12 protein-coding genes and 1 tRNA gene are annotated in these 14,398 nt (G+C 34.7%); 3 read left to right on the top strand and 10 right to left on the bottom strand.

Features of this window, described 5'->3' with window-relative positions:
• Positions 1-10 precede the first annotated feature (10 nt).
• The 5 genes from FJR47_RS07900 to rimO all read right to left on the bottom strand — a co-directional run bounded on the left by FJR47_RS07900 (position 11) and on the right by rimO (position 5,435).
• Positions 11-391 (bottom strand): ExbD/TolR family protein, encoded by a 381-nt coding sequence (locus FJR47_RS07900; protein WP_152299900.1) that lies wholly within the window; start codon positions 389-391, stop codon positions 11-13.
• The gene (gene exbB / locus FJR47_RS07895; protein WP_152299899.1) at positions 381-824 is read right to left on the bottom strand and encodes a TonB-system energizer ExbB; all 444 of its coding nucleotides are present in this window, start codon (positions 822-824) and stop codon (positions 381-383) included. Before exbB ends, FJR47_RS07900 begins: the two co-directional genes overlap by 11 nt.
• Positions 825-848: 24 nt before the next feature.
• On the bottom strand, positions 849-3,029 hold the full coding sequence (locus FJR47_RS07890; protein ID WP_152299898.1) for a TonB-dependent receptor: 2,181 nt from the start codon (positions 3,027-3,029) through the stop codon (positions 849-851).
• Positions 3,030-3,124: 95 nt separating this feature from the next.
• Positions 3,125-4,129: a tRNA lysidine(34) synthetase TilS gene (gene tilS / locus FJR47_RS07885; RefSeq protein ID WP_152299897.1), complete on the bottom strand. Its 1,005-nt coding sequence runs from the start codon at positions 4,127-4,129 to the stop codon at positions 3,125-3,127.
• Positions 4,122-5,435, bottom strand: coding sequence for a 30S ribosomal protein S12 methylthiotransferase RimO (rimO, locus tag FJR47_RS07880; RefSeq protein WP_152299896.1), 1,314 nt, complete (start codon positions 5,433-5,435; stop codon positions 4,122-4,124). The genes tilS and rimO overlap by 8 nt, the downstream gene beginning before the upstream one ends.
• Before the next feature lie 72 nt (positions 5,436-5,507).
• On the opposite strand from rimO, the gene FJR47_RS07875 reads away from it, so the two are divergent.
• Both FJR47_RS07875 and FJR47_RS07870 read left to right on the top strand, forming a co-directional pair.
• Positions 5,508-6,656: a BaiN/RdsA family NAD(P)/FAD-dependent oxidoreductase gene (locus tag FJR47_RS07875; RefSeq protein WP_152299895.1), complete on the top strand. Its 1,149-nt coding sequence runs from the start codon at positions 5,508-5,510 to the stop codon at positions 6,654-6,656.
• Positions 6,657-6,783: 127 nt separating this feature from the next.
• Positions 6,784-7,215 (top strand): DsrE family protein, encoded by a 432-nt coding sequence (locus tag FJR47_RS07870; RefSeq protein ID WP_152299894.1) that lies wholly within the window; start codon positions 6,784-6,786, stop codon positions 7,213-7,215.
• Positions 7,216-7,367: 152 nt separating this feature from the next.
• Here FJR47_RS07870 and FJR47_RS07865 read toward each other — a convergent pair.
• A tRNA-Val gene (locus tag FJR47_RS07865) sits at positions 7,368-7,443 on the bottom strand.
• A 160-nt stretch (positions 7,444-7,603) separates the two neighbouring features.
• Between FJR47_RS07865 and pckA the strand changes: the two genes are divergently transcribed.
• Positions 7,604-9,190 carry a phosphoenolpyruvate carboxykinase (ATP) gene (gene pckA / locus FJR47_RS07860; RefSeq protein ID WP_152299893.1) on the top strand — a complete coding sequence of 529 codons (1,587 nt, stop codon included), beginning with the start codon at positions 7,604-7,606 and terminating at the stop codon, positions 9,188-9,190.
• A gap of 116 nt (positions 9,191-9,306) precedes the next feature.
• Here the strand turns inward: pckA and FJR47_RS07855 are convergent, their stop codons facing one another.
• From FJR47_RS07855 to cydB, 4 genes are all read right to left on the bottom strand, one after another.
• On the bottom strand, positions 9,307-9,870 hold the full coding sequence (locus FJR47_RS07855) for a DedA family protein (RefSeq protein WP_152299892.1): 564 nt from the start codon (positions 9,868-9,870) through the stop codon (positions 9,307-9,309).
• 16 nt (positions 9,871-9,886) lie between these two features.
• On the bottom strand, positions 9,887-11,860 hold the full coding sequence (gene uvrB / locus FJR47_RS07850; RefSeq protein ID WP_152299891.1) for an excinuclease ABC subunit UvrB: 1,974 nt from the start codon (positions 11,858-11,860) through the stop codon (positions 9,887-9,889).
• A gap of 231 nt (positions 11,861-12,091) precedes the next feature.
• Positions 12,092-12,877 (bottom strand): CorA family divalent cation transporter, encoded by a 786-nt coding sequence (locus tag FJR47_RS07845; protein WP_152299890.1) that lies wholly within the window; start codon positions 12,875-12,877, stop codon positions 12,092-12,094.
• A gap of 384 nt (positions 12,878-13,261) precedes the next feature.
• On the bottom strand, positions 13,262-14,398 hold the full coding sequence (gene cydB / locus FJR47_RS07840; protein ID WP_152299889.1) for a cytochrome d ubiquinol oxidase subunit II: 1,137 nt from the start codon (positions 14,396-14,398) through the stop codon (positions 13,262-13,264).

Genomic DNA, 14,398 nt, shown 5'->3' with positions numbered 1-14,398 from the left:
TCTTTTGCGGTTAATCTTTTTCTGTAACTATTCCAAGGTTTTTAAAATTGTTTTGTTTTAAAGTGTCTAAAAGAATAACAAAATGATCGAACTTTGCATTTTTATCACAATTTATATGAATAGGTGTATCGTCTTTGTAATCACACAACTTATGCTTAACATCATCCATAAGAACAACTGTTTTGTCAAACAAAATCTTTCCGTCTTGTTTAATTGTAATAGTTAAGTTTTTTTTATTATCCTGTTTTGCTGCTACTTTTGACTCCGGAAGATCAACAGGAATAACTCCCTTCGCAACAAAAGTAGCAGTGGTAAGAACTATTACAAGAAGAACAAGCATAATGTCTATAAAAGGGACTACATTGATTGAGTCAAATTTTTTAATTTGCATTTTTTTTCTTTTGATGAATATCCCAAAGAGCTAAAACAACTTCGATTCTTCTAGCTAAATGGTTATAAAATACCGTAGCGGGGATAGCTACTAAAAGACCCATCGCCGTAGCTTTAAGAGCAAGAGCTAGGGATGTCATAATTATCTTAACATCCAAATCATTGCTTTGCCCCATAGCATAAAAAGTGATAATTATGCCAAATACGGTACCTAAAAGACCGATATATGGAGCATTTGAACCAAATGTTGAGATGATATTGATATTGTTTGTAAGAGCAATTTCAAGTTCCTCTTTTGTCTCAAAATGGCTTACATCTATCCCTTTGTAAAATAGAAGTCTCTCAATCCAAAACCAAAAAGCGATAAAACTCATCACTCCAAGAAGCCCAATAATGCCATAATCAACAGCATCTTTAACCAGTTCTATGTTCATATATCTGCCTACTTTCTACTTTTCTTAAAATTTTACAGATAATCCCGCTGTATATACTCTGCCTTGATTTACCGTGATTGATAAATCTTCCGCATCAAATACACCATCTTCGTTTCTGTCACCGCTAGATCTTGCCGTGTTGTAGTAAAATTTATCAAAAACATTATCTACTCTTGCAAAAAGGTTGTATTGATAATCACCTATCTTATTTGTATAGTTTGCAAGCAGGTTTACCGTAGCGTGTCCAGCTATTTTGATTTGATTTAAATCATCTGCATAATAGTCAGACTTTGCATTTACTTCTGTTGTTAGTTTTAACTCATTTATCGGCATATAGTCTAATATAAGATTTAATTGATGTCTTGGAGTTCTAGGAATTTGGTTGTCAGTTGCATCAAAAAAAGTAAGGTCTGTCCCTCCAAATTCAATAGCGAAGTTGTCATATTGTGTGTAATATGCATCAAGATAAGTATACGCCAGGTTAAACGATAGTTTATCGGTTGCTTTGCCATCTGCTGATAGTTCTAAACCTCTATGTCTTGCACCTCCAATATTATCCCACATATCAGTATAAGTCCTAGTTGAATCACCGTAATTTCCAGAAGATTTCATAATGAAATCTTTTCTATCGATTTGAAATAGTGCAGCTTCATAAGCGATTCCCTTTGCTCTAGCTCTAAGACCTATCTCATAGTTATGAGATTTTTCCGGATCTAGATCTGGATTATTTTCAGTATATCCCCATGCACTGGTGCTTCCTGCATAAAGCTGAGTAACTGTCGGTGCTCTAAAACCTGTAGAGTAGTTTGCGTAAATATCGAGATTGTCATTTATCTTATAGTTCATACCCAATCTATAGGAGTAGACTTTGAAATCCTCTTTATATTTGTTGTCCATATGATCTTCATAATCCAGTTTAATCAGGTCATATCGAAGGTTTGCTGTTGCACTTAAATCTTTTGTGATCTCCTGCTTGTATTCACCATAAACAGCATAAACATTCTCATCTGTTGTGTCATCACTCTTTGCATCACCTGCTGTGTAATAATCAGAAATTGCAGTAAATGGTCTATAACTTGTTATTAATGCTTGGTTTACTCTATAAATTGATTTGTTTTCATACTCGTTAAATCTCAGATCAAGACCTAAAAGAGTAGCAAATGTATCAAACGAACTTCTGTATTCACTCTTTATACCTCTTTGTATCTGTGCATAATCATTGTCATAAGTATAATCTTCATCATCAAAAGAAGGATCTGTAAGTCCATCACTGTCTCTAGTTTGCGGTGCAGACATATATGTTGTATCGTCTGTATAGATATATCCATTTACAAGCAGGTTTGAATTATTGCTAAAATCTTTGGAATATGTCAAAAACAGTTTTAAAAGTTCAACATCATAATCTCTTGTATAGTCTCTGCTGCCCTGATCATCTTCATAATAAATAGATTCAGGGTTTGTTCTTGCTGCTGTTTCGCCGCCTACTGTTCCATGCGTGTCTTTTGTTCTGTCTGCATACTCAAATCCAAAAGAAAGATCAGATGTATCATCGATATAGTATTGCAGTTTACCGTTTAAATAGTTTGATTCATAGTCTGAATCTTCCCAGTAGCCATCAGACTTTTTTTGACTTGCCTGAATATGAAAACTCAAATTATCATTTGCATAGCCGGTTCTTGCCAAATATTTTCTATAACCATAACTTCCAAATTCAACCGCTCCATAGTTGTGGTTGTATTTTGCACCCTTTTTTGTTGTGATAATAACAGCTCCGGAGAGTGCATCATCTCCAAATAGATAAGAAGCTCCCCCTTTGATGACTTTAATGCTCTCTACATTGTCAAGGTCTATATTTACCTTTCCTGTTCTCTCAAATACCGGAACACCATCAATAACGATTGCAACACCCGGTTTTTCACCCATATACATTTGGTTTTCTACACCTCTGAGGTGAATTTTTAGTGAATCCCCTGAAGTATACTCTGTCGTTACACCTGGAATTGACTGCAAAAGTTGCTGTACGCTTTCTGCATGCGCTTCATCAACTTCTTCACCGCTAATTGTAGTAGTTGTAGACACCTCAGTTTTTTTTGTGGCAAACTTGTCCTCAATAGTAGAAGATTCAACCTGAATCGTTCCTATATCTAAAGCGCTGGCATTGATAGCAAGCGCGCAGATTGCTGAAAGATATACCCTTTTTTTCATCTATTTACTCCATTTAAGAAAAAATTTATTTTATTGCAATGGAAGTATAATAAACAAGTGTTAATTTTGTGTTAATTTTAAGTTATAAACAAGATTTAAGAATTTAAATTTAAAAGATTTGTAACTATAAGAAAAGCTTCTTTGTCTTTGTAGAGATATGGGCGAAGTTTTGGTTCTATCTTCAAAGCTCTGCACTTCTCTTTAAATTCGCTGTTCATGGCTGATTCATTTGTAATATAAGGAGCGATAAATATAAAATTCTTATCTTGGTTAACAACAAACTTTCTTCCTACAACCAAAGTTTTTTGGCTTTTTAGCAGCTCTCGCTCATTTGCGCTTAACATATAAAGTTGTGATTTTAGATATTTGTCGATTATAAAAATATCGGCTCTTTGGTTTTTAGAACTTTTAAAGTAAGCAAACTCATTTACGCTTTTTAGCTCTACCTCTTCAATCAGTTCAGCTCTGTCTTCATCTATATAATCAAAACTTTTTTTGATTCCGCTGAGGTATTTTTCCAAAAGAGGAAGAGAGTAGTTATGTCTAAACTCATTTCTTTTTATCTCTTCATCAAAGTTGCTCGCATCTTCAAAATAGATTTTGTTATTTGCATGAAGATAAGCCAGCAGCTCTTTTTTGTCAAGATGCAGTAAAGGGCGCACAAGTGTGTAAAAATCTCTTCTTTGCTCTTTTTGCATTCCCGCTATCTCCGCACATCCCGCACCTTTGCAAAACTGCATAAGCATCCACTCAAACCTGTCTCCGAGGTGATGCGCGGTAAGAAGATTGTCGTAGTTGTGTTTTTTGATAAGATCTTCAAAAAAGTTGTAGCGTATTTCGCGTGCTTTTGCTTCAAAGTTCTGCTTGATTTTTGGAGCAGTAAAAGTATGGCACATAAGATGATGCGTTTTTGCCAACTCTTTTGCATATGCAACTTCATCTTTACTCTGCTCTCTTTTGCCGTAGTCAACAATGGCAATATCAAAAGGAATATGCTCTTTTAAAAGAAGAAAAAACAGAGCAGTGGAGTCTGCTCCGCCGGAAAAGGCAAGGAGATTTTTTTTCTCTTTTAGTTGAGAGAGTGTTCTTTTTTCAAGCATTGTCCACAGTCGCTGTTAAGATACTTCCCACTTTGTCAGTGATTGTCGCTTTGTAAATTTTGCCAAATTCCAGCTCTTCATCACCGGTTTTGTCGTTTACATAAATCTCACCGTCAATCTCAGGCGCCCAGATAAGTTTTCTTGCACTAAGCAGATACTCATGTTCTTCGCTTTGAGTGTCAATAACGATAAGAGTCTCTTTTCCAATTTCGTTTTTTAGAGATTTTTCTAAAGATTCAGAGGCTATTTTACCGAGTTTTTGTGCTCTTTTGTTGATAATTTTTGCCGGAATTTTTTCGCTCATCTCATGTGATGATGTTGTCTCTTCATCAGAATATGCAAAGACATTTATGCGGTCAAAGCCGAAGCTAGCGGCAAACTCACACATCTCATCAAACATCTCCTCTGTCTCTTTAGGGTGTCCTACAATGAAGCTTGTGCGTAAAAATGAATCAGGAAGTGATTTCATGTACTCTAAAAGTTCAAGTGTTTGACTTTTTCCAAAACCTCGTTTCATAATTTTGAGCATTGCATCATTTATGTGCTGGATAGGCATATCGAAATAGTTGTGAAATATTTTGCTTTTGGCTATATTTTTTAAGAGTGTCAGCGTTGTTGTTGAGGGGTAGAGATAAAGAATTCTTGCACTCTTTACTCCCTCAATAAGCTCAATTCTATCGATAAGCAGACTAAGCCCATCTTTTACATTTTGATCCCGCAAAAACGAACTGGAGTCTTGCGATACAAAGGAGAAATCCCAGTAACCTTTTGCCACTAAACCCTCAACCTCTTTAGCAATAGAATCTAAATTTCTTGAGTGTAACTTTCCTTTGAATGAAGGAATGGCGCAGAAGCTGCATGTTTGGTTGCACCCTTCTGAGAGTTTGATGTAGGCGTGGTATGATGAACCTGTCACCACACGCTCGGCACCGTCTATTAAAAATACTTCATCTGAAAAACGGCTCTTTTTTTCCTGTAAAAGTTCATCGATTTTGTCATAGTCGCCTACTCCGGTAAAGATATCAACCTCAGGCATCTCTTTTGCAAGCTCCTCTTTGTATCTCTCACTCAAACAGCCTGCCATAACCAAAACAGAGTCCTCTTTTCTGCTTTCATGAAGATTTAAAACAGTATTTATTGACTCCTCTTTTGCAGCATCTATAAAGCCGCATGTATTGACGATAATTACATCCGCTTCTTCTTGTTTGTCTGTTAGGATAAAATTTTGAAGTTTCCCTATCATTACTTCTGTGTCGACAAGATTTTTTGTGCATCCTAAAGATACTATATGAAGTTTATTGCCCATTAATTCTACTTTTTTTCAATAAATTTATTTTTTTGCATTATATCTAAAGGTGCCATAAAGTATAATTTTATTATGAAAATATATGATGTATTAATACTTGGAGCTGGTGCAAGCGGACTTATGTGCGCTTCACATCTGGATAAAAAACTTAGTGTCGGTATTGTGGATAGCAATAGTAAAATAGCCCAAAAATTAAAAATATCCGGGGGCGGAAAATGCAATATCACAAATGTGCAGCTAAGCAGAGACAATTATGACGGGGACAAAGAGTTTATATTTAATGTATTTGAGAGCTTCTCAAAAGAGGATCTGCTCAATTATCTGCATTTAAGTGGTGTTGAACCTGTAATTCGCAAAAAACGCTACTATTTTTGTAAAGACTCCTCAGATGAGATTATTAAGATTTTTAAAAAAGCAACGAATCATGCGGATATCTTTTTAAACAGTGATATTTTATGGGTGAAAAAAGAGGGTGATATTTTTGAGATACAAACACTCAAAGAGCTTTTAAGAGCTAAAAAGGTAGTTGTTGCAACCGGCGGCAAAAGCTATAAAAGTCTAGGAGCCAGCGATATCGGTCTTGAGATTGCAAAGAGTTTTGGCATAAAAGTAAAGGAGTTTACTCCTGCACTTGTGGGTTTAACTGTTCAAAAAGAGCAGTTTTGGATGAAAGAACTCAGCGGGCTTAGCTGCCCTGTTGCGATAAATGTTGACTCTAAAGTTATAAAAGAGGAGCTTCTTTTTGCCCATAAAGGGATAAGCGGACCTGCTGTTTTATCAGCATCTCTTTATTGGCAAAAAGGGAGTATAACGATAGATTTTTTGCCAGAGTCCAATATTTTAGAGCTTATCAAAGGAAGCAAAAAACAGCTTAGCTCTGTAATCCCATTGCCAAAAAGACTCTCAAAAGCACTTTTAGAAGCACTGGATATAGAAGATGTAAAGTGTAAAAGAGTTACAGCTGATATAAAAGAGAAATTAAAACAGATACACAGTTATGAGTTTGCCCCGGCAGGAAACTTCGGTTTTTCCAAAGCGGAAGTTTGCAGAGGCGGAGTTTTGACAGATGAGCTAAATCCATATACCTTAGAATCATTAGATGTAAAAAATCTCTATTTTATAGGTGAAGTAGTTGATGTGACGGGTGAGCTTGGAGGATACAATTTTCAGTGGGCATTTAGCAGCGGTTATGTGTGTGCAAATGGGATTAATAATTTTTAAAAATATGTAAAATTTGAGTTATATTAGTAGAGTACATTAATATTTAATCTATAAGAAATTATTAATATAATTATAAGTTCTTTAGTATACAATTTTCGTAAAATATCTATATTTAAAGGAAAAATCAATGAAAAAAGTATTAATGAAAATCGCGTTAGCAGCGATTCTGTTAAGTCCGCTGAGTGCAGCTGCGTCACAGAGTGCAGAGAAACTTCTTTTGGTAATAACAACAGAAGATAGCCTTACACAGTTTATGGCAATGGTTTTAGGAAATCAAGTGCAAGCAAAAGGTGCAGATGTAGAAATATTGCTATGTGGAAAAGCAGGCGATTTAGCTGTCAAAGGTTCGAAAGAGATTTTACTCAAACCTAAAGATGTGTCTGCGCAGATGTTAATGAAAAAGATGATGAAAGGTGGAGCAAAGGTTGAAATATGTCCTCCATATCTTCCAAACGCAGGTAAAACAAAAGCAGATTTGATTGATGGTGTTTCTGTAGCACAACCGGCAAAAGTAGCAGACACAATTCTTGAAAAAGATACAAAAATTCTCAGCTATTAAAATAAAACTACAAGATGAGCATACCTGCTCATCAAACTCTTTTACATATTATAAAAATTCTTAGATATTTTTTCATTTTAAATTGGTGTTTATTACAAAAAAAACTAAAAGATTGAAAATAGTTAAAATAAGTGGTTGGAAGTAATAAGTGATGGTGCTCACAACTGGACTCGAACCAGTGACTTTTACCTTGTCGAGGTAACACTCTACCAACTGAGTTATGCGAGCAAGAGCGAAATTTTACCAAAAAATACTTAAAGTAAATTTTCTATTTTAAGTTCTTCGAAAAGTTATTTAAAAATTTTATTGATATAGTATATTTACTTTTAATTTATGTTTATTAAGTGTATAATTTCATTCATAATTAAAAAGTAGCATAAGGTAAGTTATGAACTTAAAAGAGTTAGAAGAGATAGGTTTAAAAAATGTTGGTAAAGTTTATCATAACCTTAGTTATGATGAATTAATTCACCATGAGATGGAAAATAAAGAGTGTACTTTTACAAAAAAAGGTGCAAGTGCCGTTGATACGGGTATCTTTACTGGTCGTAGCCCAAAAGACAAATATTTTGTAGATCGTTACCCATCAAATCAATACATAGCATGGGGCGATGTTAACCAAAAAATAAGCGAAGAGATTTTTAATGAACTTTTGGAACTTTCAAGAGAGCAGCTCTCAGGTAAAGATTTGTATGTAACCGATGTGTATAGCGGTGCAAGTGAAGCTTCTAAAAAATCAATCCGTTTTATAACTGAAATAGCATGGCAGTCTCATTTTGTTAAAAATATGTTTATTCGTCCCACTGAAACTGAGTTGGAGAGTTTTAAACCGCAGTTTACAGTATTAAGCGCTTGCAAGGCTGTTAATGAAAGATGGAAAGAGCATGGATTGAACTCTGAAGTGTTTGTACTTTTTGACATTGAAAATAATATGGCAATTATTGGTGGTACATGGTATGGCGGTGAGTTGAAAAAAGGAATTTTTTCAATGATGAATTATTGGCTGCCGCTTGAAGGCAAACTCTCTATGCACTGTTCTGCAAATGTTGGAGAGCGTGGTGATACTGCACTTTTCTTCGGTCTTAGCGGAACAGGGAAAACTACTCTCTCTACCGATCCGCATAGAAGACTTATCGGCGATGATGAGCATGGTTGGGATAATGACGGTGTGTTTAATTTTGAAGGCGGATGTTACGCCAAGGTTATTAACCTTGATGGAAAAAGTGAGCCTGAAATTTATAATGCTATAAAGCCTGGCGCGCTTCTTGAAAATATCGTAATGGATGAGGAGGGTGAAGTAGATTATGAAGATTCAAGTAAAACTGAAAATACCCGCGTCTCTTACCCGATAGAACATATTCCAAATCATGAATCTTCTTTATGTGCCGGGCATCCGGAAAATATAATTTTTTTAACTGCTGACGCTTTTGGCGTTCTTCCTCCGGTCTCAAAACTTACTCGTGAACAAGCAATGTACTACTTCTTAAGCGGATATACTGCAAAAGTTGCAGGAACTGAGCGCGGTATTACAGAGCCTGTTGCAACATTTAGTGCTTGTTTTGGAGAGGCTTTTTTACCACTTCATCCAACGGTTTATGCGAAGCTTTTAGGTGAAAAGATTGATAAGCATGGTGTAAATGTATATCTTGTAAACACTGGCTGGACTGGTGGAAAGTATGGCGTGGGACATAGAATGAGCATCAAAGACACTCGCGCGTGTATCAATGCAATTTTAGACGGAAGCATTAAAAACAGTGAATTTGACACTACAAAAACATTTAGACTTCATGTTCCTACAACTCTAGGTGATATAAATCCAGAGATATTAAATCCTCGCAATGCGTGGAAAAATAAAGATGAATTTGATACAACAAGAGATACTTTAGCTAAAATGTTTATTGAAAATTTTAAAAAGTATCAGACTGAAGATAGCGAGTTTGATTATTCTACTGCAGGACCTAAAATAGAAAATTAGTCATTGATTCAAAAGTGAAGAGATTCACTTTTGAATCTTATTTAACTTTTTTCTTTCTAAAGAAACTCAGTTCCTTCGTTTTCTAAAGAAGCTAATTCTTACGCTTTCTAAAGAAGCTAATTCTTACGCTTTGTGGCATGTGTCATGTACAACCATAAAGACCCACCAAGAACCACGAGTATAAGAGGCGCTATCCAAGGTTTGTCTCCGACTAACTCTGCCATCTTTACTAAAAAACCTCCTGAATAGTAACTTCCAATACCAAATATTAAAGCCCATGCTGCAGCGCTCAATATATTTAAAATTGCAAATTTTTTAAAGTCATATTTTGTTAAACCGATAGCAATCGGTATAAGTGTTTTTATGCCATAGACAAATTTTTGAATTAAGATTATCCATGAGCCGTTTTTTTTCATCATAATATGTGCTAGAGCTAGTTTTCTTCTATGTTTGCGCAGACCATCCATCATCATTGTTTTTTGGTATCTTGCCATGTAAAAAAGTAAAAAATCTCCGAGCGCATTTGCTGTAAATGCTATAAAAATGGATAAGCTTAAATCCATTTTACCCATAAATGACAAAACTCCTGCTCCGATAAGGGCTATAAAACCACCGCCTAGCGAGTAAAGAAAAAGTCCAATGTATCCATATGTTGCTAAATTGCTAAATGTATCTTCCATTTTAAATATTGCTTTCCTAAAGTTTTTTTATTTTTGTTATTTCATCACGAAGTCTTGCTGCTTCTTCAAAATTTAACTCACGAGCAGCTTCTTTCATTTTAATAGAGAGCTCTTTAATCATTGCTTTTCTCTCTGACGGCGGTATTTTATCCATTTTTTTATGTTTTTGGTAAATATTTCCGTAATCTTCTACTTTTAGATTTTCATCAAGTTTGCGCATAGTCGTTGTAGGAGTTATACCGTTTTTTTTGTTAAATGCTTTTTGTATTTCTCTTCTGGCATTTGTTGTATCTATAGCTTTTTGCATTGAACGGGTTATTTTATTTGCGTATAAAATAACTCTTCCGTTTGAGTTTCTTGCTCCACGGCCGATTGTTTGAATAAGAGCAGTTTCGCTTCTTAAAAATCCCTCTTTGTCTGCATCTAATATTGCTACCAAACTGACTTCAGGCAGGTCTAGACCTTCACGAAGAAGATTGATTCCGATAAGTACATCAAACTCTCCCTGGCGAAGTGAACGAATAATCTGATTTCTTTCAATCGTATCTATATCTGAGTGCATATACTGTACTTTTATGCCTAAGTCAGCTAAGTATTTTGTAAGTGCTTCTGCCATTTTTTTCGTTAGAACTGTTATAAGAACGCGCTCATTTTTTATGATTATTTTTTTTATCTCATCGTGGATATCTTCTACTTGATTGGTAGATGGTTTTATTTCTAGCACCGGGTCTAAAAGACCGGTTGGACGGATAATCTGCTTTGCACAAACACTTGAGAGCTTTATTTCATACTCCGAAGGTGTTGCAGAAACAAAAAGATAGTGAGGTGCTTTATTAATATACTCATCAAGCATTAAAGGACGGTTGTCAAGCGCACTTGGCAGACGAAATCCATACTCTACCAAAACTTCTTTTCTGGCTCTGTCTCCTGCATACATGCCGCGGTATTGCGGAAGTGAAACATGTGATTCATCAACAATTACGAGATACTCTTTATGGTGCAGAGCAAAGTAATCAAGCAGAGTGTATGGAGCTTCACCCGGTTTTTTGTTTGTAAGCAGTCTTGAGTAGTTCTCAACCCCTTTGCACATTCCAGTCGTTTGAAGCATCTCAAGGTCAAACTCTACTCTCTGTTTTAGACGCTGATATTCAACAAGTTTGCCCTCTTTTTGAAAGTAAGCAAGCCTCTCGTCGAGCTCCTCTTCTATGCGTTTTATTGCCACAGCCATTTTCTCTTGACTTACGCTAAACTGTGAGGTTGCATAGATGGTAAAACTTTTGTGCTCTTCAAGCTTTTTGTTGTCTATTACATCAAAGGTGTAGATAGCTTCTATCTCGTCGCCGAAAAACTCTATGCGGATGGCTTCTTGCTCAAAGTAGGGCGGAAATACATCCAAGCTCTCTCCGTTTACGCGTATATGCCCGCTGTCGAAGTAGGTGTCGTTTCGGCTGTAACCCATCTCGACAAGACGAAGCAGAAGTTTTTTTTGTGCTATTTCATCACCGACAGCGATGGATTGCACCATGCTTTCATACTCCTCGGGGTCTCCCAGCCCGTAATTTGCTGAAACTGAAGCTACGACAATAACATCATCGTAAGAGAGAAGATTCGCGGTTGAAGAGAGGCGAAGACGCTCAAGTTCATCATTAATGGCACTATCTTTTTCTATAAACAGATCTTGACGAGGAATGTACGCCTCTGGCTGATAATAATCATAATATGATACAAAGTACTCTACATGATTTTTTGGAAAGAATTGACGAAACTCACTGTAAAGCTGAGCAGCAAGAGTTTTGTTATGCGTCATAATAATGGTCGGCATCTGCACTTTTTCTATAACACTTGCCATAGTATAGGTTTTACCGCTTCCTGTAACACCTTCTAAGGTTTGGTAACGATTACCCTTAAGAATGGAATCACTTATGGTTTTAATGGCTGTAGGCTGGTCGCCTGCTGGCGAATAATCTGAATAAATTTTAAATTTTGACATATGAAATTATATCTGAATAGCTTAATGTTATGGATAATGATAGTTGCTTTCTCTTGCCCTTCTTTTTTGTGTTGAGCTGTTTTTTATATAAAATTAGATTAGACTTAAAAATATTAGATAACTATAAAGTAATTAGAAATATAAAAGTTAAATAAGATAAAATTACTCTGATTTATTTCTCCTTCTAAAATAGGTTTTTTCAACCTATTTTAGTAATAATCTTTTTTATCCTCAAACTTTCTTTTTTAAAAAACTTATAGCTCCTGCAGTTATTGCTAATAAGAAGAGTATTAGAATCATAACATTTGTTGTTCCGTCTGTTGTATCTGTAAATGGTAAGCCGCTTGTATTCATACCAAAAAATCCTACAACCAGATTTAAGGGTAAAAATATAGCCGATATCATTGTTAGGTTGTAGACGAGAGAGTTCATTTTTTCATTTGTTCGTGCACTGTAAAAACTATAAAGATAATCAAGTTTAGAGAGTTGCAGCGTAGCAGATCTTAATGTACGCTCCATATGTTCATGTAAATCTATATAATGATTTATAGGAAAATCATCACTCTTTTCATAATGCTGAATTGCTTTATTCATAGTAAAAGATGCATGGAACAATGTTCTTTCAACTCTTACTATATTGCGCTTAAGTTTTAGCCAGTTGTTCATAAAAGAAGTTGTTGTTTTGTTTAAATATAGAGACTCTTCCATATCTGCAATCAAATCACGATAATTTTCAAATGATTCTAAGAGTTCATCTACCATCTTGTCTAATATTTTATATGGAGCTTCAAAACGACTCTCTAATGTTTTAAAGACTCTATTATCTCTGTCGTAGAGATAACTGTTCTCATTTGTAATTATAAATCCTGTGGAAATTACCTGTAGCTCTTTATAAATAACAGGAAGTCTGACAATTAACATGTCATATCCTTCATTTTCGTCAAATATTGACGGATGTGTTTCGTTTTGTAAATCTTCTAAATGAAGATTGTCTATTAGATTGTAAATATTGCTCATTGTATTTTTTTAGTCGGATTTCGCATAAAATTCAACTCCCTCTTCTTAAAGCCTTTTAAGGCTTAAAAACTGTTTCGCAACTACTTCTATATATTTTTCTCTCTTTTAAAATATATAAATTCTTAAGCATAATAGAAGAGATGCAATAAAATCAAGCTTATTATAAAAGTATATAATTTTTTTACTATCTCTTCTTATAAACGATAACATAATTTTGTCATTTTTTTATTTCATTTTATAAAAATTTTAAAGAGGGGCGTTTTTACCCCTCATTTTCTTCAAATTTCATTACATTTTTAATTGAAAATTTGTATCCCAAATAGATTATTATAGGCCAAAGGCTAAACCATGTTAGTCCGTATGTATATTCCATTGTCTTGTCTCCTAGTAGTTGTGTGCATTTGGAGATTCAATCTCCTCTTTGGTTATCTTTACTCTGTCCATTAAGTACCATGCATAAGCGATATATGCTAATACAAATGGCACCATTAAAGAAACATAACTCATTGCCATAAGTGTATAATGACTTCCTGAACTATTCATAATTGTCAAAGAACTTTGTAAATCATAAGTTGATGGATAATAAGCTGTATTATTAAAACCTAAGCTTGTTAAAAGTGCTGTTACGGTTAAAACAACGCCTATACCACCTGTTTTGATACAAGATGTTTTTTTGAATGAAACAGTATTAAACACAGATATAATAACCATAATTATTCCTATAATAAATAGAGTTAAAAGAATTGGCATATCTAAGAAATTATAAAAATATTTATATTGCTGCATAAAAACAATACCATTCTCATTTATTGCAAATCCCTCTTTGGTAAAAATCCATCCTATAAATACTAAAAAGAAAAGTAGAAATAAAAGCATATTGATTTTTATTGATGAAAGTGCTTTTTCTCGTATCTCTTTATGATTAATAATGTTGATAAAATACATTGCACCGGTAATTTTAGTGAGAAATACCAATGCAAACCCTAAAAGATAGTTCATTGGATTAAAAAGTGCTTCTAAACCACGAAGTGGATTTTGCCAATGAGAAAAGAAGTTTGAATCAATTTTAAATTCACTGCCGCTAAAAAAAGTAGCAATTGCCACACCCAGTAAAAATACTCCTAAAGTTCCATTTATATATAAAAATACTTCATAGGTTTTTTGTCCTAAGAAATTATCCGGTTTGCTTCTATACTCATAACTTACTGCTTGAATAATAAAGCAAAAGAGTATTGCGAGCCACACCCAGTAAGCTCCGCCGAAACTCGTTGCGTAAAAGAGAGGAAATGCTGCAAAAAGTGCCCCACCAAAAAGAACAAGAGTAGTAAATCCCAATTCCCATTTACGCCCAATAGCGTTGATTAACATTGTTTTTTCTGTCTCATTTGTAGATAGTTTGTAAATTAGAGTTTGTCCACCCTGAACAAACATCATAAAAACAAAAAGACCACCTAAAAGCGAGATTACAAACCACCAGTATTGTTGAAGTGTAAGTAAATCTAAATCACCGAATCCTACCAT

This window comes from Sulfurimonas xiamenensis, from assembly GCF_009258045.1.
GTDB lineage: Bacteria > Campylobacterota > Campylobacteria > Campylobacterales > Sulfurimonadaceae > Sulfurimonas > Sulfurimonas xiamenensis.
The sequence above is the reverse complement of the archived record's forward strand: the minus strand, read 5'-3'. Positions and strand labels throughout refer to the sequence as shown.